The sequence below is a fragment of the uncultured Bifidobacterium sp. genome, from assembly GCF_945269915.1.
Taxonomy (GTDB): Bacteria; Actinomycetota; Actinomycetes; order Actinomycetales; family Bifidobacteriaceae; genus Bombiscardovia; species Bombiscardovia indica.
Window position 1 is genome coordinate 17,041 of sequence record NZ_CALYOY010000024.1, and the last position, 18,290, is coordinate 35,330.

The 18,290-nt window shown below is 61.1% G+C and carries 17 protein-coding genes; 13 read left to right on the forward strand and 4 right to left on the reverse strand.

Annotation, left to right across the window (positions count from 1 at the left end):
* Window positions 1–209: 209 nt before the first annotated feature.
* On the reverse strand, window positions 210–1,529 hold the full coding sequence (locus Q0K62_RS05645) for an O-acetylhomoserine aminocarboxypropyltransferase/cysteine synthase family protein (protein WP_297317005.1): 1,320 nt from the start codon (window positions 1,527–1,529) through the stop codon (window positions 210–212).
* Between the two features lie 285 nt (window positions 1,530–1,814).
* On the opposite strand from Q0K62_RS05645, the gene Q0K62_RS05650 reads away from it, so the two are divergent.
* The 6 genes from Q0K62_RS05650 (at window position 1,815) to Q0K62_RS05675 (ending at window position 8,635) form a co-directional block, all read left to right on the forward strand.
* On the forward strand, window positions 1,815–2,705 hold the full coding sequence (locus Q0K62_RS05650; protein WP_297317006.1) for a pyridoxamine kinase: 891 nt from the start codon (window positions 1,815–1,817) through the stop codon (window positions 2,703–2,705).
* 271 nt (window positions 2,706–2,976) lie between these two features.
* Window positions 2,977–3,600, forward strand: a complete 624-nt coding sequence (locus tag Q0K62_RS05655) for a TetR/AcrR family transcriptional regulator (protein ID WP_297317007.1) — start codon at window positions 2,977–2,979, stop codon at window positions 3,598–3,600.
* A gap of 84 nt (window positions 3,601–3,684) precedes the next feature.
* Complete coding sequence (locus Q0K62_RS05660; RefSeq protein ID WP_297317008.1) at window positions 3,685–4,680, forward strand: DUF5692 family protein; 996 nt, start codon at window positions 3,685–3,687, stop codon at window positions 4,678–4,680.
* Window positions 4,681–4,843: 163 nt separating this feature from the next.
* A complete protein-coding gene (locus Q0K62_RS05665; RefSeq protein WP_297317009.1) occupies window positions 4,844–5,425 on the forward strand; it encodes a YraN family protein in 582 nt (193 codons plus the stop codon).
* Window positions 5,425–6,969, forward strand: a complete 1,545-nt coding sequence (locus Q0K62_RS05670) for a YifB family Mg chelatase-like AAA ATPase (RefSeq protein ID WP_297317010.1) — start codon at window positions 5,425–5,427, stop codon at window positions 6,967–6,969. Before Q0K62_RS05665 ends, Q0K62_RS05670 begins: the two co-directional genes overlap by 1 nt.
* Before the next feature lie 151 nt (window positions 6,970–7,120).
* Complete coding sequence (locus Q0K62_RS05675; protein ID WP_297317011.1) at window positions 7,121–8,635, forward strand: DNA-processing protein DprA; 1,515 nt, start codon at window positions 7,121–7,123, stop codon at window positions 8,633–8,635.
* Here Q0K62_RS05675 and Q0K62_RS05680 read toward each other — a convergent pair.
* A complete protein-coding gene (locus Q0K62_RS05680; RefSeq protein ID WP_297317012.1) occupies window positions 8,620–8,967 on the reverse strand; it encodes an MGMT family protein in 348 nt (115 codons plus the stop codon). The two genes, Q0K62_RS05675 and Q0K62_RS05680, sit on opposite strands and share 16 nt — an antisense overlap.
* A 130-nt stretch (window positions 8,968–9,097) precedes the next feature.
* Here Q0K62_RS05680 and Q0K62_RS05685 point away from each other — a divergent pair, with 130 nt between their 5' ends.
* The 5 genes from Q0K62_RS05685 (at window position 9,098) to Q0K62_RS05705 (ending at window position 15,911) form a co-directional block, all read left to right on the forward strand.
* On the forward strand, window positions 9,098–11,044 hold the full coding sequence (locus Q0K62_RS05685) for an FAD-binding protein (RefSeq protein WP_297317013.1): 1,947 nt from the start codon (window positions 9,098–9,100) through the stop codon (window positions 11,042–11,044).
* A gap of 229 nt (window positions 11,045–11,273) precedes the next feature.
* A complete protein-coding gene (locus Q0K62_RS05690) occupies window positions 11,274–12,524 on the forward strand; it encodes an ROK family transcriptional regulator (protein WP_297317014.1) in 1,251 nt (416 codons plus the stop codon).
* A gap of 154 nt (window positions 12,525–12,678) precedes the next feature.
* Window positions 12,679–13,914: an AGE family epimerase/isomerase gene (locus Q0K62_RS05695; protein WP_297317015.1), complete on the forward strand. Its 1,236-nt coding sequence runs from the start codon at window positions 12,679–12,681 to the stop codon at window positions 13,912–13,914.
* 317 nt (window positions 13,915–14,231) lie between these two features.
* Complete coding sequence (locus tag Q0K62_RS05700; RefSeq protein WP_297317016.1) at window positions 14,232–15,185, forward strand: 2Fe-2S iron-sulfur cluster-binding protein; 954 nt, start codon at window positions 14,232–14,234, stop codon at window positions 15,183–15,185.
* Window positions 15,186–15,233: 48 nt separating this feature from the next.
* Window positions 15,234–15,911 (forward strand): methyltransferase, encoded by a 678-nt coding sequence (locus Q0K62_RS05705; RefSeq protein WP_297317017.1) that lies wholly within the window; start codon window positions 15,234–15,236, stop codon window positions 15,909–15,911.
* Window positions 15,912–16,161: 250 nt separating this feature from the next.
* Here the strand turns inward: Q0K62_RS05705 and Q0K62_RS05710 are convergent, their stop codons facing one another.
* Window positions 16,162–16,884 carry a TIGR00730 family Rossman fold protein gene (locus Q0K62_RS05710; protein ID WP_297317022.1) on the reverse strand — a complete coding sequence of 241 codons (723 nt, stop codon included), beginning with the start codon at window positions 16,882–16,884 and terminating at the stop codon, window positions 16,162–16,164.
* A gap of 298 nt (window positions 16,885–17,182) precedes the next feature.
* Here Q0K62_RS05710 and Q0K62_RS05715 point away from each other — a divergent pair, with 298 nt between their 5' ends.
* Both Q0K62_RS05715 and Q0K62_RS05720 read left to right on the forward strand, forming a co-directional pair.
* On the forward strand, window positions 17,183–17,464 hold the full coding sequence (locus tag Q0K62_RS05715) for a hypothetical protein (RefSeq protein ID WP_297317018.1): 282 nt from the start codon (window positions 17,183–17,185) through the stop codon (window positions 17,462–17,464).
* A complete protein-coding gene (locus Q0K62_RS05720) occupies window positions 17,464–17,724 on the forward strand; it encodes a hypothetical protein (RefSeq protein WP_297317019.1) in 261 nt (86 codons plus the stop codon). The genes Q0K62_RS05715 and Q0K62_RS05720 overlap by 1 nt, the downstream gene beginning before the upstream one ends.
* Before the next feature lie 177 nt (window positions 17,725–17,901).
* Here the strand turns inward: Q0K62_RS05720 and Q0K62_RS05725 are convergent.
* On the reverse strand, window positions 17,902–18,290 hold a 389-nt coding region (locus Q0K62_RS05725), incomplete at its 5' end, for an ATP-binding cassette domain-containing protein (protein ID WP_297317020.1).

The window sequence follows — 18,290 nt, forward strand, 5'->3', positions numbered from 1 at the left end:
GCGACGCCTGCGTCATCGTGCGCAGGGTTGAATCTCGGCTTCATCCCTGGTTCCGACATCATCCCAAAGAACGAGGAGGACATACGACAGGGTGCCCGATGAAACGAAACGAGGTTTCACCGGGCACCGCCGTGCCTCGTTCATGCCTTCTCGCCCCTATGCCAGCCAAGGACTCCGCCGTGACGAAAGCGGGAAGGAGGGAGGCGATGCTACTGGGACAGGCCCGACTCCCTCAGTGCCTGGAAGGCGCCCTTGAGGTCATCCAGGATGTCCTCGATGTTCTCGGTGCCGATAGAGAGCCTGATGGTACCGGGGTGGATGGCCTGGTCCTCCAGTTCCTCGGCCGTTTCCTGGGAGTGGGTGGTCGAGGCCGGATGGATGGCCAGGGACTTCACATCGGCCACATTGGCCAGGAGGGAGAAGAGGTGGAGGTTGTTGATGAAGACCCTGGCCGCCTCCTTGCCCCCCTTCAGGTCGAAGGTGAAGATGGATCCGGCCCCGTTCGGGAAGTATCGCTGATAGAGCTCGTGGTCGGGGCGGCCCGGGATGGCCGGATGGCTGACCGACTCCACCTCGGGCACGGTCTGCAGGTAGTCCACCACTCTCAGGGCGTTCTGAACGTGCCGCTCCACCCTCAGGGAGAGGGTCTCAGTCCCCTGCAGGAGGAGGAAGGCGGCGAAGGGCGATATGACGGCACCGGTATCTCGCAGGAGTATGGCGCGAATCCGTGTCACGAAGGCCGCCGCCCCCAGGTCCTGGTAGAAGCGCAGACCGTGATAGCTGGGGTCCGGCTCGGTCAGGGTGGGGAACTTGCCAGGTACGGCCGCCCAGTCGAACCGGCCCCCTTCGACGATGACCCCGCCCAGGGTCGTGCCATGGCCACCGATGAACTTGGTGGCCGACTCCACGACCACATCCGCCCCGTGCTCCAGGGGACGGAAGAGGTAGGGGGTGGCGAAGGTGTTGTCGACGATCACCGGCAGGTGGTGATCGTGGGCGATTGTGGAGATGGCCTCGAAGTCGGGCAGGTCGGCGTTGGGGTTGCCGAAGGTCTCGAAGAAGACCAGCTTGGTGTTCTCCTGGATGGCCGACTCGAAATTGGCCGGGTCCGAGGGGTCCACGAAGGTGGTCTCGACCCCGTCGCGGGGCAGGGTGTGCTTGAGGAGGTTGAAGGTACCCCCATAGATGTTCTTGGAGGCCACGATGTGGTCCCCGGTCTGGGTGATGTTACGGAAGGCATACTCCACGGCGGCGGCGCCCGAGGCCACGGCCAGGCCGGCGGTGCCGTTCTCCAGGGCGGCGATCCTGTCCTCGAAGACCCCCTGGGTGGAGTTGGTCAGACGGCCGTAGATATTGCCTGGATCCTTCAGTGCGAACCTGGCTTCGGCATGGTCGAAGTCATGGAAGACGTAGCTGGTGGTGGCATAGATCGGCACGGCCCGGGAATCTGTGGCGGGGTCGGCCTGCTCCTGGCCCACGTGGAGCTGGAGGGTCTCGAAATGGTACTTGTGGGGGTTCTGATCGGTCATGTCAATTCCTATCTGCTTCCTGGCGGATGGTGCCGCTATGGCGGGCATACACGCCCTGTCCTTGACTGCGACCATAAGCGTCCCGAACCTGCAAGTTCAAGCCTGATGGGTCGTTTCGATATCGTCCTTTCTTATAACAGCTTGCAGAAGGCCGGAAACCGGCCATTTTCATCTCCATATGCCGTACAGGGTGGTGCGTCACCGGCACTCCCGCTGTAAAGTCAAGGAAGCAACGGAGAAGATTCCGTTCCGAACAGCCTCAGCGGGCATGAAGGAGTTCACGATATGGCCGGACAAACGGACGATCAGAACAGGCTCTACCAGCGCGATCCGAACTATATACCCCGGGTCGCCGCAGTGCACGACATGTGCGGTTACGGCAAGTGCTCCTTGACGGCGGCCATCCCCATCCTTTCGGCGGCCGGATGTGATGTCTGCCCGGTCCCCACGGCCCTTTTCAGCGCCCATACCATGTTCAAGGACTACACCTTCCATGACACCACCGAGATGCTGCCGGGATACCTGGATGCCTGGCGGAAGGAGGGTGTCGACCTGGACGGCATCTACAGCGGGTTCCTGGGCAGCGCCGAGCAGGTCGACATCATCCTGCGCATGTATCGGGAGTATCCCAAGGCCCTGCGTCTGGTCGACCCGGTCATGGGCGACGGGGGCGCCATGTACCCCACCTACACCGAGGAGATGTGCAAGGCCGTGATCCGCCTGGTGGACGGGGCCGACCTGCTCATGCCCAACCTGACCGAGGTCAGCCTCCTGACCGGTCTGCCCTACGAAGGCCAGGACCTGAACGACGATCAGGTGGAGACGCGCCTGGCCAGGCTCCTGGAGATGGGTGCCCGGAACGTCATCATCAAGGGCATCGACCGCGGGGATGGGAAGCTGCGCAACTTCGTGGCCTCGGCAAACCAGGGCGGGGCCGGTGGCAAGCAGGAGCTGGTCCACGAGAAGCTCCCCTTCATGATTCACGGGACGGGCGACGCCTTTGCCTCCTCCCTCTGCGGTGCCGTCTTCGCAGGGAGGGGCCTGGCCGATGCCGCGCGGATCGCCGGGGAATTCGTTCGTTCGGCCATGCAGCATACCCGCAACCAGCCCAACTACCAGGAGCGCGGGGTCAGCTTCGAGCTGGACCTGGGCCTGCTGACCGGACTGGTTGGGTAAGGCGGACCTGCTGTCTCAGGTCAAGGCAGCTCAGACTTTCCATCGGACCCCGGAGCGGAATGCTCCGGGGCCCTCTTGTATCTAATCCCCCCCCCCAGATGTGAGACCTGGGATTGGCGCCAGATGACCCATCCGGAAAGCCGCAACAATGGGCATCCGTGCGAATTGACACTTTGTCAAAATCTGCCCTATACTCGAATCGTCGTTGTTGACATAGTGTCAAAGTTCAGCTCCCCGGAGTCAAACGACTTCGTAAGGACGGGAAGTAACCATGCAGGCATCAGCCATAGGAGACGGGTCGGCCTTCGCCCCGCGACCCTCTCGCAGAAGGTCCGGGAAGAGTGACGAAATCGTCCAGGCCGTGATCGATATCTGCAGGAACAAGGGATTCTCCCACATCACCATCAAGGACATCGCCAAGCAGGTGGGGATGACCAGATCCCTCTTCTACCACTACTTCCCCGACAAGGAGGCCCTGGCCCAGGCCATGGTCGACAAGTCCGTCGACCAGGTCCTGATTCGGATGGAGGAATGGAACAGGAAGCGGACACCCGGCGACGTCGAGGGAGCCCTGAAGACCATCGTACAGGTGGCCCGGTCGGTCATCGCCGACAACAGCCCGCTCCGACAGCAGATGATCCACTCGGGCAATGGAGAGCTCTACACGCAGTTCGTGGACCAGGTCTCCAAGGCCATAGCCGACTACTTCTGCCGGACGGCGGTTCAGGACTTCACCAGACACCACCAGGAGCACTTGCCCATCGACCATGTGCGCGAAATGCTGATCGTCCTGATTTCCGGATCCATCACCCTCCTTAGGGTGCAGCCGGACACCAGCGATGAGGCCATCATCTGCATGGCCGCCCAGACGCTCCACCTGGAGCCCTACCTGTAAGGCGACGGGGGTCCTTCCCGATATCCGTTTGCCAAGAACCAAACCAACGAACACCTGACACAGAAGAGAAGAAAGGACATCGTCATGTTGTTCCAAGTCTACGGAGCCAACGCCCCCTACCAATGGTTGGGCTGGATCCTGGTCTTCGCATGCCTGATCGGCCTCAACGAGGTCGCCAGGCGGAGCAAGACGGGAGGCATCATCTGCTTCCTGGCCATCCCCGGCGCCCTGACCGTATACTTCCTGGCCATCTACATATCGGCGGCCTTCGGGGCGGATTGGGCACTTCATAACCCGACCTACGTCCATATGACCAGTTGGTTCCACTATGCCAAGCTCTATGCCGCCACCGCCGGCTGCATCGGCTTCATGGCCCTCAAGTACGGATGGGGCAAGATCGGCAAGTCCCACTGGTTCAAGTGCTTCCCCTTCATCATCGTCGCCATCAACATCCTCATCGCCATGGTCTCCGATTTCGAATCCGCCATCCGCGGGTGGGGCGGAACCTGGGTGTCCACCGAGGGCATCACCCTGATGGGCGGCTGGCACAACGTCATCAACGGGGTGGCGGGCCTGATCAACATCTTCTGCATGACCGGCATCTTCGGCATCTATGCCTCCAAGGACCGTCGCGACATGCTCTGGCCCGACATGACCTGGGTCTTCATCATCGCCTATGACCTGTGGAACTTCTGCTACACCTACAACTGCCTGCCCAACCACTCCTGGTACTGCGGCCTGGCCCTCCTCCTGGCGCCCACCTTCGCCAACTTCCTCTGGAACAAGGGAGGATGGATCCAGAACCGGGCCAACACCCTGGCCATCTGGTGCATGTTCGCCCAGGTCTTCCCCATGTTCCAGGACTATTCGGTCTTCTCGACCCAGTCGGTCAACAAGCCCGGAGTCAATTTGACGATCTCCATCCTCTCCCTGACCGCCAACGTGCTCGCACTGGGCTGCATCCTGGTCCGTGCGCGCCGTCAGCACATCAACCCCTGGACCCGTGAGGTCTTCAAGGGAACCAGGGACTTCGACCAGGCCATCGCCCGTGCCGACCTGGACGAGGTCGCCGTGGCCTGATTCCCCGAACAAGGCTTTAGGTCCGATATGAGTGTGACGCGGTTCCCCAGGGGTTGTGTCACCTCCATATCGGACCTTCCTGTCAATCAGGGCCTACTTATACACATACGCACATTTCCAAATATCAGATTGCTCTTTTCTTCATCCGTGGTGTTCTTGAGCCATGGATACACAAGCGACAAGCAGAGCATACAATCACGGGTCACTGGATACCTTCCAGGACATGGCCGAGACCGAGCGTCTGATCAAGCGGAACGGGCTGGACGGCAGGGAGCTCGGCAGACTGGGTGAGGAGTACGTCTGCCTCTGGCTGCAGAACCAGGGCTGGCGCATACTCGCCCGCAACTGGCATTGCCGATTTGGCGAACTGGACATCGTCGCCCTGGATCCCTTTCGGATCCTGGTCTTCGTGGAGGTTAAAACCCGACGCACCACCACCTTCGGTTCCGCCTGCGAAGCCGTGGGCCAGACCAAGCGTCAACGGCTCAGAAGGGCGGCCGTCCAGTGGCTGATCGGCCACGACCGTGACCCCTTCATCCGTCGAAGGGGCACCCGGTTCGACGTGGTCACACTTACCGTGGGCAACCTGATGCCGACCTCCGGATTGCCACCCGACCAGGAGGCCCCCGACTCGGATATGAGGATACCGACGACCACGAACGACCCCTTGAGGGGACCACGCGAATCAAGGCATGGATGGTCCCCGGACTCCATATTCCTGCGCCACATCAGGGAGGCTTTCTGATGAGGCTGGGGTCGGCAAGATCCATCGGTCTCGTGGGGCTCAAGGCATTCATCATCAATGCCCAGTCCTTCATCTCACCGGGCCTGCCCTATTTCTCGATCATCGGTCTGCCGGATGCCTCCCTGTCCGAATCCAGGGAACGGGTCAAATCGGCCTGCTCCTCCTGCGGGTTCCGTTGGCCCCAGACACGGGTCACCGTCAACCTGTCGCCCGCCTCCCGTCCCAAGCGCGGCTCATCACACGACCTGGCCATCGCCGCCAGTGTCCTCGGTGCCGGCGGGGTGGTGCCGGTCAAGGGTTTTGAAGACACCATCGCCCTGGGTGAGCTCAACCTGGACGGGAGCGTCCTGCCCATCACCGGGGTCCTCCCCATCCTGGCCTATGCCAAGGAGCAAGGGGTGAAACGGGTCTTCCTGCCTGAGGCCAACATGGAGGAGGCCGGTATCGTCCCGGGAATCCGCGTGACCGGTCTGCACCACCTCGGTCAACTGGTGGAAGCGATGGGTGGCCGAGCCGACTATCATCCCTCCCGGATCGTGGCCGATTCCGGACAGGAAGCCGACATATCCCTGCAGGACCAGTCCCCATTCCCCGCGTCAAATCTCGACATGGACCAGGTAATAGACCAGGAGGAGACCAAATGGGCCATGACCGTGGCGGCGGCCGGGGGCCACCACATGCTGATGATGGGACCACCAGGTGCCGGAAAGAGCATGCTTGCCAGGTGCCTGCCGGGTATCCTCCCTCCACTGGATGAGAGGGAGCAGTTGGAAGTCGCCTCCATCCGTTCCCTCTGTGGCACCCTGAAACAGTATGGAGTCAGCGATATCCCGCCCTTTGAAGCACCCCACCACACCGCCTCCATGGCCTCCCTGGTCGGTGGTGGAACGGGACTTGCCACACCGGGGGCCATCACCAGGGCCCACTGTGGCGTCCTCTTCATGGACGAGGCACCAGAATTCTCACCGCGTGTTCTCCAGGCGCTGCGCGAACCACTGGAAATCGGGGAGATAATTCTTTCCCGGGCCAAGGGATCCACCTCGTTCCCCGCCAGGTTCCAACTGGTCATGGCTGCAAACCCCTGCCCCTGCGGTTACAGCTACGGAACCGGCGAGCGCTGTACCTGCACGCCCAGGGAACGAGCAAGATACTGGAACCGGATATCCGGACCGATCATGGACCGGATCGATATACAGACCACGGTCCCGCCGGTTTCCGACCTGGGAGGGGCAGGTCTGGAGCATGGACGGTCCAGCGCCGAAATCCGGCAGCAGGTGGTCATGGCCCGCAAGGCTGCCAAGAAACGGTTCAAGGATGAGGGGTGGACCCGCAACGCCCAAATCAGCGGTGAATGGTTACGGGCCAACACGGCGCAGAAGTCCTTATCCATCGTCAACGAAGCCATGAGGAAGAACCATCTCAGCCTGCGCGGCGCGGACAGGACACTGCGTCTGGCATGGACCCTGGCCGACCTCGACGGGAGGTACGGACCGAATGCGGACGATGTGGTCACAGGGATCATGATGCGTACAAGGACGGCCTGATATGCCTGCAGAAATCAACAGAACGGCACTGCCGAAACCGGCTCCTTCACAACCAGGAAGCGCGGAAAGAGGAACACGGATTGGGCATCGACCCCTGACCCTGCCTGAACCCGGCCTGCGAATACGCGATGACTGGCTGGCCCGCGCCTTGTTGAACTTCGCCTCGGACGGCCCCGATGCCCTCATGCACGCCAGTCTCATGGGATCGGACTGCCCGTTGGAACTCTGCCAGACACTATGGGCAATATCACCCAACCCAACCGGGCCGGTCTCCGCACGGGCATCCCAGGCCCGAACACGACTGGACCGAGCCTTCATCCAGGGGGCCATCCGTTGGGGCAGACAGATAAACGGCAAGGATATGGACCGTTTCCGCCGCGTCAGCACCAACTGGCGGTATCGCTTGGAACCCTTGCGGAACTGGGACGAGGACAGGCTGAAAGGATCCATGACCGACGATGGAACCCTGTGGGTACTGACACCATCGACGGACTGTTGGCCCTCCCAGCTCGACGACCTCTCCCAACGCTCGGACTGGGCCCCTCCCCTCTGCCTCTGGGGAAGAGGCAACAAGGAGAGTCTGATCAGTTGCGCCAAGCCCGTGGCTGTCGTCGGTTCCAGGACCTGTGACCTCTACGGGAGCTATATCGCCCAGGAGATCGGCAGACAGGCGGCGGCCCAGGGTCACCTGGTTGTCTCCGGCGGTGCCATGGGGGCCGACGCCCAGGCGCATTGGGGTGCCCTGTCCGCCCGCCGGGACCATGATGGGGATGAGGTGGGTTCGACTGTCGCGGTATTCGCGGGTGGAATGAAACGTATGGGACCTTTACGGAACCGGGACCTCTTCCAGTCCATGGAGCGAGAGTGTGGGGCCTTGATCAGCGAGATGCATCCCGAAACAATACCGGAAGGGCGCCGTTTCCTCCTGCGCAACCGGATCATTGCCGCCCTCTCCTCAACGATTGTGGTGGCCCAGGCCCGACACCGGTCAGGGGCTCTCAACACGGCCAACTGGGGAGCCGAGTTGGGCCGTGAAGTCTACGCCGCCCCGGGGCGGATCGACACTCCGGAAAATATCGGTTGCAACCATCTGATCCATCAGGGGAAAGCGACCATCCTCATTTCCGCGACCGACATAACCGGCCTGTGTCATCCTCCGCATCACCCCGGAACCGATCCCGTGATTGGCTCCTTCCGGTCAGCCGATCTTTCGGAGGAAGACATTCGGACCAAGAGCATGATAAAGGATGCCCCAACAGCAACCGTCGGCCTCGTGTCCGAGAAGAACCAGCCCCTTGGTGAGGGGCTTGCAGACAAGGCGGGAGCCGGGACGACCAACAGGGAAGCCAAGGAAGAGGTACCTCCGGTTGAGGAGATCCCACCTGCCCTGGAATACCTGATTGGACCAGGCCGTCATGTCCATGAAGATCTGGAGGACGCAATCCTGAATGCCTTGCGGTCATGCCGGAAAGAAGGCGAGACCGCCACCGTTGACGCCCTGACCAAGAGGCTGACGGGGACTCCCGCCCTGGATCAATCTGCCTCTCCCTGGGGCGGCAGAGTCCAGTCGGTGATACGCCACCTTGGCCGTCTGGAAATCGAAGGAAGGATCGAGACCATCAACGGGGTCGTGCATGCCGTCGAGCAGAATCAGGCACACCATTGACAACGATCCAGATCGACCACCCAGCCAGGTTGACCCGCGTTCTCGTCACGGGCGGGGGGAACAAAGACCACACCCTCGGATTCCAGCAGAGTACGCTGCCGGTCAGGCCCACCGAAGGCGAAACCGGGAGCCAGGGAACCATCCTTAAAAACGACCCGATGACAGGGAATCACGCCGGGTTCAGGATTGGAATGGAGGGCGAATCCGACGAACCTGGCATTCCTGGGTCGACCTGTCAGGGCCGCTATCTGACCGTACGTGGCCACCTTGCCAGAAGGTATGCGTCTGACGACCTGATACACCAACTGCGAAAAGGACTGCTCGTGAGCCATGCACCCATTGTCTGCATGCAAAGGGACAAGCCTGACTTGACGGACCAGCAATCAACGACCCTACCGACAATCCCCCGAATCACCGAATCCGGGGTGTTCCCTATCAAAGGGTTGTGAGAATATCTGTTTTATGAGTCCCGCCACAATCAAGAGCCACTATGAGGCCATCATCGTAGGTGCCGGGGCCGCCGGCATGTCAGCAGCGCTGAGTCTGTCCCGCTCCCTCCGGAAGAATCACCATGAGGGCCAGGAAACACCTTCGATCCTGGTCATTTCGAAGCTGCAACCCCTTCGTTCCCACACCGGGTCGGCCGAGGGCGGCATCGCAGCCAGCCTGGGCAACGAGGAGCAGGACGATTGGCACTGGCACTATTACGACACCATCAAGGGCAGCGACTGGCTGGCCGACCAGGATGCCGTCAGGATACTGGCCAGCGAAGCCCGGAAAACGGTGATTCGCCTGGAGCACGAGGGTGTGGCCTTCTCCCGGCGGGAAGACGGCCGTATAGCCCAACGCAAGTTCGGCGGGCACACGTCTGAGTTCGGCGGGAAACCAGTCAAGCGCGCCGCCTACGCGGCAGACCGCATAGGCCATCAGATTCTGCACGCCCTCTGGCAGCAGTGCGTACAGATGGGGGTGACCTTCGCCGAGGAATGGTATGTGACGGATCTGGTCCTGGACGGGATCAAGGTTCCAGATACCGATTCTCCGGCTGAGGAACAGCGCAAAGACGGGGAACACGAAAGCGCCCCCCTGACCAATCCCTGTGCGAAGGCACGCGGCCTGGTGGTCCTGGACACCCACACCGGTGAGACCCATGCCATCTCGTCCGACACCATCATGCTCTGCACCGGAGGTGCCGGCAGGCTCTTCCATACCACCTCCAACTCCTGGGACCTCACCGGGGACGGTATGGCCCTGGCCCTGAAAGCCGGGTTGCAGCTGGAAGACATCGAGTTCATCCAATTCCACCCGACAGGACTTGGCCATACCGGCATCCTCCTCTCCGAGGCATCCCGCTCAGAGGGCGGAATTCTGCGCAACTCCCAGGGCAGGGCCTTCATGCAGGACTATGCACCCGGGCATGGCGACCTTGCCGCCAGGGACGTGGTCAGCCGGTCCATCATGGCCGAGATCGACGCCGGCCGCGGGGTGGCCGACCCCAAGGATCCGAACGGTCCACGGAACTGCGTATGGCTGGACATGAGGGGCATCGGCGAGGAACGAATGAAGACCCTCCTCCCCCAGGTCTATGAGACCATCCGCCGCTTTGCCGACCTGGACCCCACCGTCGATCTGATCCCCATCAAGCCGACCGCCCACTACACGATGGGGGGTATACCGATCACCACCCAGGGCCAGGTCTACAAGTGGGCGGATGGTCGGCGTTGCCCGGTCGAAGGCCTCTATGCTGCTGGAGAGTGCTCCTGCCTGAGTGTCCACGGCGCCAACCGGTTGGGGGGCAACAGCCTCCTGGATGCCTGTCTTTTCGGCACCAGGGCCGGGGAGGCCATGGCCGAACAGGTCACCTCCGCCCTATCAGGAAAGAGCACGGCCCAATCCGGTGACACGCGTTCACTGGAACAGACCCTGGCCACAAGGCGGTCGGTCATAGACCGCATCCTGGACGACTCGCCATCCGAATCAGATCATGCCCAAGCCCCGGATACGAACCCGAACGGCGACACCAATGCCTACCAGGTCATGCAAACCCTGGGTGGTGTGATGGAGGATGCCGTGGCCGTCCGCTGCGATCAGAAGAGCATCGCCAGGGCCGAGGAAGAAGTGGCCGACCTGGACCAGACGGCACAGGGCCTGAAAGCGCACAGCCCGGACGCGGCCTTCAACCACGAGTTGACCGCCATCATGGAAATCGACAACCTGCTGACCCTGTCCGCCGCGGTATTGTCCGCAAGCGACAGCCGAGAGGAATCACGCGGCGCCCTTTTCCGCAGGGATCACCCTGAACGGGATGATCAACACTTCCTCGTCCACTCCATGGTCGACCGGGAAGGCAGGGTGGACTGGCAACCGGTTCACATCGTCGACATGCCCCCCAGCGGACGGCAGTACTGATACCCCTACCAAGAGCATTGATGCCGCCTTACAACACGGCCAACCCCATCCTGACTTCAGACACCGTCCGGACGGACCTGCGGGTGAAAGTCGTAGGGCAACACACCACACTTGTTTTCATCTATTAACTCAGTTAACATTCTCTTGTCGGAAGCGGCACAGGAAGGTGCCTCGATACCATTCAGAGGCGAAGGACCGACCGCGACGCAATAGATGCGAGGAGGTATCGATGCCCGGCTCAGGATCCAGCCCCTCGCAAGCCCTTGTTTCCGAATCCAACCGTTCACGGATCCTGTCCCACCTCTACCGCTACGGTGCCAGCTCCCGGGCGAAGATAGCCAAAATCCTGCATCTGACACCGGCGGCCATCACCAAGATCACCGCCCACCTCATCGATGAGGGTCTGGTTGAGGAAAGCGGCCCGGCCAAGCATGGGACCTCTCGCGGCGGCAAATCCATAGACTTGAGGCTGAACAAGGCGGCCTTCCATGTCATTGGCGTCAAATTCGCCCGAAGCCTCGTCCAGATAGGCGTATTCGACCTCTCCGGCGCACGAATCAGTCTGATGGACCTGCCGACCGTGGACGAAACCAAGATCCAGGACACCATCCGTGCAATCCACAGCACAATCGAGGGACTCCTGAACGAGGACCGCACAATCGTGGCCATCGGCATGGCCGTACCCGGCCCTTACCTCCGCACGGTGGGACGCACCGCAGTGGTCTCGTCCATGCAGGAATGGCGCAAGATCAACTTCCGGCGGGAATTCGAACAGAGCTTTTCCGTGCCCGTCTTCATTGAGCAGGATGCGCGTGCGGGGGTCTTGGCGGAGCACCTCTTCGGCGACAACCTGGACTGCGAAAACATGGCTTACTACCTACTGGGGGAAGGCATAGGGCTGGGGGTCCTGGAAGCGGGCCAACTCGTCAACGGGGCCCTTGGCGTAGCCAGCGAACTGGGCCATGTGTCCATAGACATCAACGGGCTGCCATGCGACTGCGGCAACCGCGGATGCCTGGAACTCTACTGTTCAGCGGTGGCCATACACCGTGACGCCATCGAGGAGGGCATAATCGCCGGAGCCGAATCCATGACACACCGTCAGGTCTGCAGCGCCCTGTTCGAGCAGGCGGACAAAGGCGATCCCAAGGCCGTGAAGGAGATTGAAAAAGCGGGTCGGTACCTGGGCTATGGCTGCGTGACCATCATCAACACCTTCAATCCCGAGCGCATCGTCCTGGGTGACATCATCTCCGCGGCCGGTAAACCTTTGCTGAGGGCCGTTCAGGATGTGGTCGACGAGCGGGTGGTGCCCGAGCTCAACGACTCCACCTCCATCGTCCTCTCCTCCCTGCCCACTGATGCCATCGTTTCAGGCGCAGCCGCAGTGGCCATCACCCAGTTCCTTGCCCAACCCACCCTCTTCGGCCATCTGGCCCGGACACGGGCGGGAACCGGTCCCTCAGATGGGCCGACATGATGCCCCGCGAACCGGTCATGGACTTCTTCCATATCAGGGCAAGGCCTTGCATCCAAAGCAGGGGAACCAGGCCATCTCAGAGCGCCCCTCGACGTCAGCGGTTGGACGATGCACGTCCGCCGGCAACAGTGCCAGGAAACAGAAAGGCAACGTAATGAACAAGAATCCCAGGTATGAGCTTGGCTCCGAGGCCAACCGCATCTTCATGGCCTCGGAAACATATGAACTCCTCGACTTCGGACGAGGCTTCCCCGCCGCGCAGGGCGGTTCAGGCTGGCTGGACGACAAGGGCGGAATCGACCCGTCCCATGGCATCCAGACTTGGATCACCGGCCGTATGACCCATGTCTACGCCATAGGCAGCCTGTTGGGCTACCCCGGTGCCGAAAACCTGGTCGATGCAGGTCTGCGTGGCCTGACCGGCATCCTTCATGACGACGACAATGGTGGTTGGCATCCCTCCATCCTGGCGGACGGCAGCCCGGAACCCGACAAGGTCTGCTATTCCCATGCTTTTGTGATCCTGGCCGCCTCCTCAGCCCTGCTGGCAGGCAGACCGGGAGCGCGTAAGCTCCTGAACGAAGCCCTGGACACCTTCAACCGGTACTTCTGGGACGAGGAGACCGGCTTGGCCGTAGACACCTGGAACACGGATTTCTCGCGACTCGATCCCTACCGTGGCCTCAATGCCAACATGCACACCACCGAAGCCTTCCTGGCAGTAGCCGATGCAACCGGCGACAACACCTACCGACAGCGCGCCGGACGAATCATCGACCATGTCATCGAATGGGCCAAGGGCAACAATTGGAGAATTCCTGAGCACTTCACCAGCCAGTGGGCACCAGATCTGGAGTACAACGAGGACAGGAAGGACGACCAGTTCAAGCCCTATGGAGCCACGCCGGGTCATGGCATCGAATGGGCCCGGTTGATTGTGCAGTGGGCCCTGAGCACCTTCGCCAACAAGGCAGCCATACAGCCCTACGTGGATGCCGCCGAGCACCTCTTCGGGCAGGCCGTCGCCGACGGGTGGAATGCCGGAGGCACCACAGGCCTGGCCTACACCACGGATTGGGAAGGGCGGCCCGTGGTTACGGACAGGATGCATTGGACCCTGGCCGAGGGGATCAATACCGCCGCCACCCTGGCCGAGGTGACCGGTAAGGAGGAGTACCGTACCTGGTATGCCGACTTCGTCCAATACACCGACCAGTACCTGATCGACCATGATGGCGGATCATGGTTCCACCAACTCAATCAGGACAACAAGGTCATCGACACGGTCTGGCCCGGCAAGTCGGACCTCTACCATGCCTTCCAATCCACCCTGATCCCCTTCAATGACCCGGCGGTATCCATCTGCACCGCAATCAGGAACGCCAAGTAGACATACCGGGCATGCCACATCGGCAAACGAACATCCGCCTCTCACCCATGAGCCCTTTGGGGAGAGGCGGAATCGTATGGTCAGTGGCCATCCACGCAGAGTCCACCATCAGGACCAGGCTAATCAACATGTGACCGGACGACCCCGGTGGATTCCGTCTCGCGAAGCAGACAAGACAGGTCATGCTGAGGGGACTTGACCGACCAGACCATTAGAATATGTGCAGGGTTTATTTCCGCCTTCGCGAAAGGGACCGCCAGCGCATGCAATCGGATTGGAGCAGAGAAGTCATGGAACCAGAAGGTGCCGAGCCAGCAGTGGCAATCTCCACCGGAACCGGTGACCATGCCTCAGGGACACACATCAGCACCGATTCCAGCGTCACCATCCGCGTAGCCAGGTTCACGCCCCGTCAAGGTAGGTCCGGCCGCTCTGCCTCCAACCCCTTCGCCTCATCCTCGTCCCCCTCCCCCTTCGGCTCCAGACCGGGACGCCCACGTGGCAAGCGTTGGACCCAGGAATACCGGATTCAGACCGCACACGAACAGACCATCCTGGACTGCCTGCTGCAAATCAAACGCGAGCAGGACCCGACCCTGAACTTCCGCTACTCCTGTGGTCACGGCATGTGTGGATCGGATGCCGTACTGATCAACACGACACCCACCCTCCTGTGCACCGCCACCGTGGGAGACTTCGCCAAGGTACCCGCCGAGGAGACAGGCCATGGAGGTGACCAGGACCGGGGCTTCCGCCGGACCGGTCGAACCGGAGCGGTTCAATCCAGACCGGAGGGCCCTCAGCCGAAACGAACGGGCTGGTTAGGGGTCATCGACATCAAGCCCCTTCCCGGCTTTACCCCCCTGCGTGACCTGATCGTCGACACCGACACCATGTTCGACCAGATCCGTCGCTTCCATCCATACCTGCGCGATGATGCTGAGCCGGATCCAGACAGGGAGAACCTGCAGACCCCGGCCCAGCTCTCCAGGTTCGAGTTGCTCAGCAATTGCATCGCCTGCGGCATCTGCGAGGGCTCCTGCCCGGTCTACGCCGGTGGCGAGGCTTTTGCCGGGCCGGCCGCACTGATTGCCGCTTCGCGGTTCATCAACGATTCGCGTGACGGGCACAGCCAGGAACGCCTGGACGACATCAACCAGGAGGACGGCATCCTGGCCTGCGAGTCCGTTCGCGCCTGTTCACGCCAGTGCCCCAGGGGGATTGACGTGGGCGAAGAGATGTGGCAGCTGGTCGAGGCCGTCAATCGTTGACGGGCCATATGTGGCCCTTTGTGAGCACCAGACGTTAGAGTGGTCATTATGGATAAGACCTCATACAGCAATCATGCCAAGGGGTGGGAATTCGCTGAGGAGAGCGCACTCAACAGCGAATCCGACACCCTGACAGCCTTCCGCACCCAGGCGGAATCGGCTGGATCCCCCCAATGCTCAGTGGCGCAGGGCTCCTTCCTGCGTTTCCTGGCCGGAAGGACCGATGCCGCCTCCATCATCCTCCTGGGTACGGGTTCGGTGATCGAGGCCCTCTGCCTCATGGAGGGATTGCAGGGCCAGGGGCAGTTCACCGCTGTGGATTCCTCCCCCGAAGGCGCCTCACTGATACGGAAGACCTTCCAGGAAGAGGAAAAGAAGAATTCCGGGCTTCGTCTGCGCGTGGTCAACACACCGGCCAGGACCTACTTCCCCAGACTGAACCCCGCTGATTACGACCTGATTGTGGTTTCCGGGGAGAGCCGGAACTACCAGGATGCCCTGGACCACGCCCCACGTCTGCTCAAGGAGGACGGCCAGCTGGTCTTCACCGATGCCTTCGACCTGGATGAGGACCCCGACCAGGGTGGATTGATGAATCCGGCCAACCGTTCGGACAAGGCCGTCAGCCTGCGCTCCATCCTGGACACCCTGTCACAGGAGGACGGACTCGAATCCTGCCTGGTCCCTGTGGGTAACGGCATGGTTTTCGTCGCCAAGAACAGGTAGGCATGGCGCTTCCTGCAACCTGACATACGGTAAAGGCCCATCTCTCCAGAGGTGGGCCTTTACCTTTCCCTGAATCGTATCGAGTCGGATTACTCACGCTTGTATACGGCTATTTGTATACGGCTATTGGTCATGGCAGGCACAGTTACCTATCCCCTGCGGATACAGGTTTCTTGGTGATATTGCACGTGCTGGTGCCTGTATCCCCATTCCCCGTGCCGGCATTTCCACCGCCAGCACTTGAGCCGCGCTACTGACGGCTCCCGAGTATGGTCTGCACGGCCTCATCGGGATCATCGGTCCGAACCACCAGCTTGGGATCCAGGTCAGAAATCATGCCCCGATCCTTGACCGTGGTCGATATCCATTCGAAAAGCCCATCCCAATACCCCTTGTTGAAGAGCACAATGGGCATGGTGGCCACCTTGTGGGTCTGGACAAGGGTCAGCACCTCGAACATCTCATCCATGGTCCCGAACCCTCCCGGGCAGACGATGATGCCGGACGAGTACTTCATGAACATCACCTTGCGCACAAAGAAGTAACGGAAGGTGATGCCCAGGTTGACCCACTGGTTGATACCTTGCTCGTGGGGCAGCTCGATTCCCAGCCCCACCGACTTGCCTCCGACCTGGGCGGCCCCCTTGTTGGCGGCCTCCATGATGCCCGGGCCACCCCCGGTGATCACCGCCATGCCTCCCCTGGCCAGACCGGCACCCATCCGCTGGGCGGCACGGTAGTCGGGATTGTCCTTGTCCATTCGGGCCGAACCGAAGATCGTGGCCGCCGGACCCAGCTCGGCAAGGGCACCGAACCCATCGACGAACTCAGCCTGAATCCTCAGCACCCGCCAGGGGTCCATGTGGAGCCAGTCCGTATCACCATCCGAGGAGAGCAGGCCGGCATTGGAATCACTCGGAGGAATCATGGAGCCACGCATAATGACAGGACCACTGTGATAGGTCCTCCCCATGTCAGGCTCCAGATCGAGATCACTGCTCTCCTGATCGTGGACCTCACCGCTGTCATTCATGCTTTGATCGTCCTTACACTGATTGTTCATATTCCGTTCATCCCTCATATCGCTCATACCCTCGGCAACCTCATCATCCTGGTCTTGTGGCCCATTCACGTCTTGTACGGCTCCAGAGTCCATAGTAACGAACCGACCAGAGGCCTGACAGGCTTCCCTGTAATGGTGACAGGCCCAGATTGCTTGACTAGGATTTGCATCAGATGACATTCAACCCGCCCACAGGAAGCGACCTCCAATGGAATTCCAGCCTTTGATTCATCCCGGGATTCATCACAGGCATCCTGATATCGACCAGCAGGACATCCTGGAGGTCTGGCGCAATGCCATCATCTCCGCACCGGTTGTCAATGATCAGGAAACCCGCGAAGTCTGGCTGACACTGGGTTTCGATGGCCAGGGAAGGTTGATGGAACTGGCTTCCATCCACGATCAGTCCCGACTCTGGTTGGTCTTCCATGCCATGACCCCTCCCTCCCCAAAGACCCTACGGGAGTTCCTTGCGACAGGGAGGGACTGATGGGAGATCCTGAAGACCCTGACTGGCATGCCCTCTTCGAACTCGGTGATGATGACCTGGACCAGTTGAACCAGACCTTCGAAACAGGGACCTGGTCAGGTGACCTGGGCACGGTCTGGCCGGAACGCCCACGCCTCCGCCCCGGCTACCCTGCGCGCCTGCCACAATCCTTGATGGACCAAGTTACGGGCAGGGCGGCATCCGAAGGAGCGACACCAGCCGAGATAATTCGCGAAACCCTCAGCCGAGATCAAGACTGATTCATACAGGTCCAGGTAACAGGGACTGCCACGCATAGGAACAGACCTGTATCAGCGTGACATCTGCAGAGATCAGCCTTCAGCAGCCTGATTCATACAGGAACGTACCACAACGACCGACTGGCACATATACCAACCGAATCTGCCGCACACTTGGCAACCAGTGCTGAGGAGCTGTTACGCATCAGCCCTTCCTGACAGGGACCAGCCTGCACTTTCGCCTTGCAGTCGGACCATCCTGGCGAATTCTCCATCTACGGCCATGAGCTCCTCTGGGGCACCTTGCTCGACCACGTGACCGTTATCAAGGACCACAATCTTGTCAGCGTTCTCAACAGTTCGCATCCGATGTGCGATGACCATGACCGTCTTCCCCACCAGCAACTCGGACAGGGCCTCCTGCACCTGCGTTTCGTTCTCGACATCCAAAGATGCCGTGGCCTCGTCAAGCAGGACGATGGGGGCGTCCTTGAGGAGGGCGCGGGCGATGGAGATGCGTTGGCGCTCGCCACCGGAGAGTTTGGAACCATTCTCACCAATCATCGTCTGGTAGCCCTGGGGCAGGC

Bases quoted from the DNA above. Each gene is read 5' to 3' on its own strand.
- Q0K62_RS05645 (WP_297317005.1), bottom strand. From the start codon at position 1,529: ATGACCGATCAGAACCCCCACAAGTACCATTTCGAGACCCTCCAGCTC.
- Q0K62_RS05665 (WP_297317009.1), top strand. From the start codon at position 4,844: ATGGATACACAAGCGACAAGCAGAGCATACAATCACGGGTCACTGGAT.
- Q0K62_RS05670 (WP_297317010.1), top strand. From the start codon at position 5,425: ATGAGGCTGGGGTCGGCAAGATCCATCGGTCTCGTGGGGCTCAAGGCA.
- Q0K62_RS05695 (WP_297317015.1), top strand. From the start codon at position 12,679: ATGAACAAGAATCCCAGGTATGAGCTTGGCTCCGAGGCCAACCGCATC.
- Q0K62_RS05685 (WP_297317013.1), top strand. From the start codon at position 9,098: ATGAGTCCCGCCACAATCAAGAGCCACTATGAGGCCATCATCGTAGGT.
- Q0K62_RS05710 (WP_297317022.1), bottom strand. From the start codon at position 16,884: ATGGGGAGGACCTATCACAGTGGTCCTGTCATTATGCGTGGCTCCATG.
- Q0K62_RS05705 (WP_297317017.1), top strand. From the start codon at position 15,234: ATGGATAAGACCTCATACAGCAATCATGCCAAGGGGTGGGAATTCGCT.
- Q0K62_RS05680 (WP_297317012.1), bottom strand. From the start codon at position 8,967: ATGGCTCACGAGCAGTCCTTTTCGCAGTTGGTGTATCAGGTCGTCAGA.
- Q0K62_RS05690 (WP_297317014.1), top strand. From the start codon at position 11,274: ATGCCCGGCTCAGGATCCAGCCCCTCGCAAGCCCTTGTTTCCGAATCC.
- Q0K62_RS05715 (WP_297317018.1), top strand. From the start codon at position 17,183: ATGGAATTCCAGCCTTTGATTCATCCCGGGATTCATCACAGGCATCCT.
- Q0K62_RS05650 (WP_297317006.1), top strand. From the start codon at position 1,815: ATGGCCGGACAAACGGACGATCAGAACAGGCTCTACCAGCGCGATCCG.
- Q0K62_RS05660 (WP_297317008.1), top strand. From the start codon at position 3,685: ATGTTGTTCCAAGTCTACGGAGCCAACGCCCCCTACCAATGGTTGGGC.
- Q0K62_RS05655 (WP_297317007.1), top strand. From the start codon at position 2,977: ATGCAGGCATCAGCCATAGGAGACGGGTCGGCCTTCGCCCCGCGACCC.
- Q0K62_RS05720 (WP_297317019.1), top strand. From the start codon at position 17,464: ATGGGAGATCCTGAAGACCCTGACTGGCATGCCCTCTTCGAACTCGGT.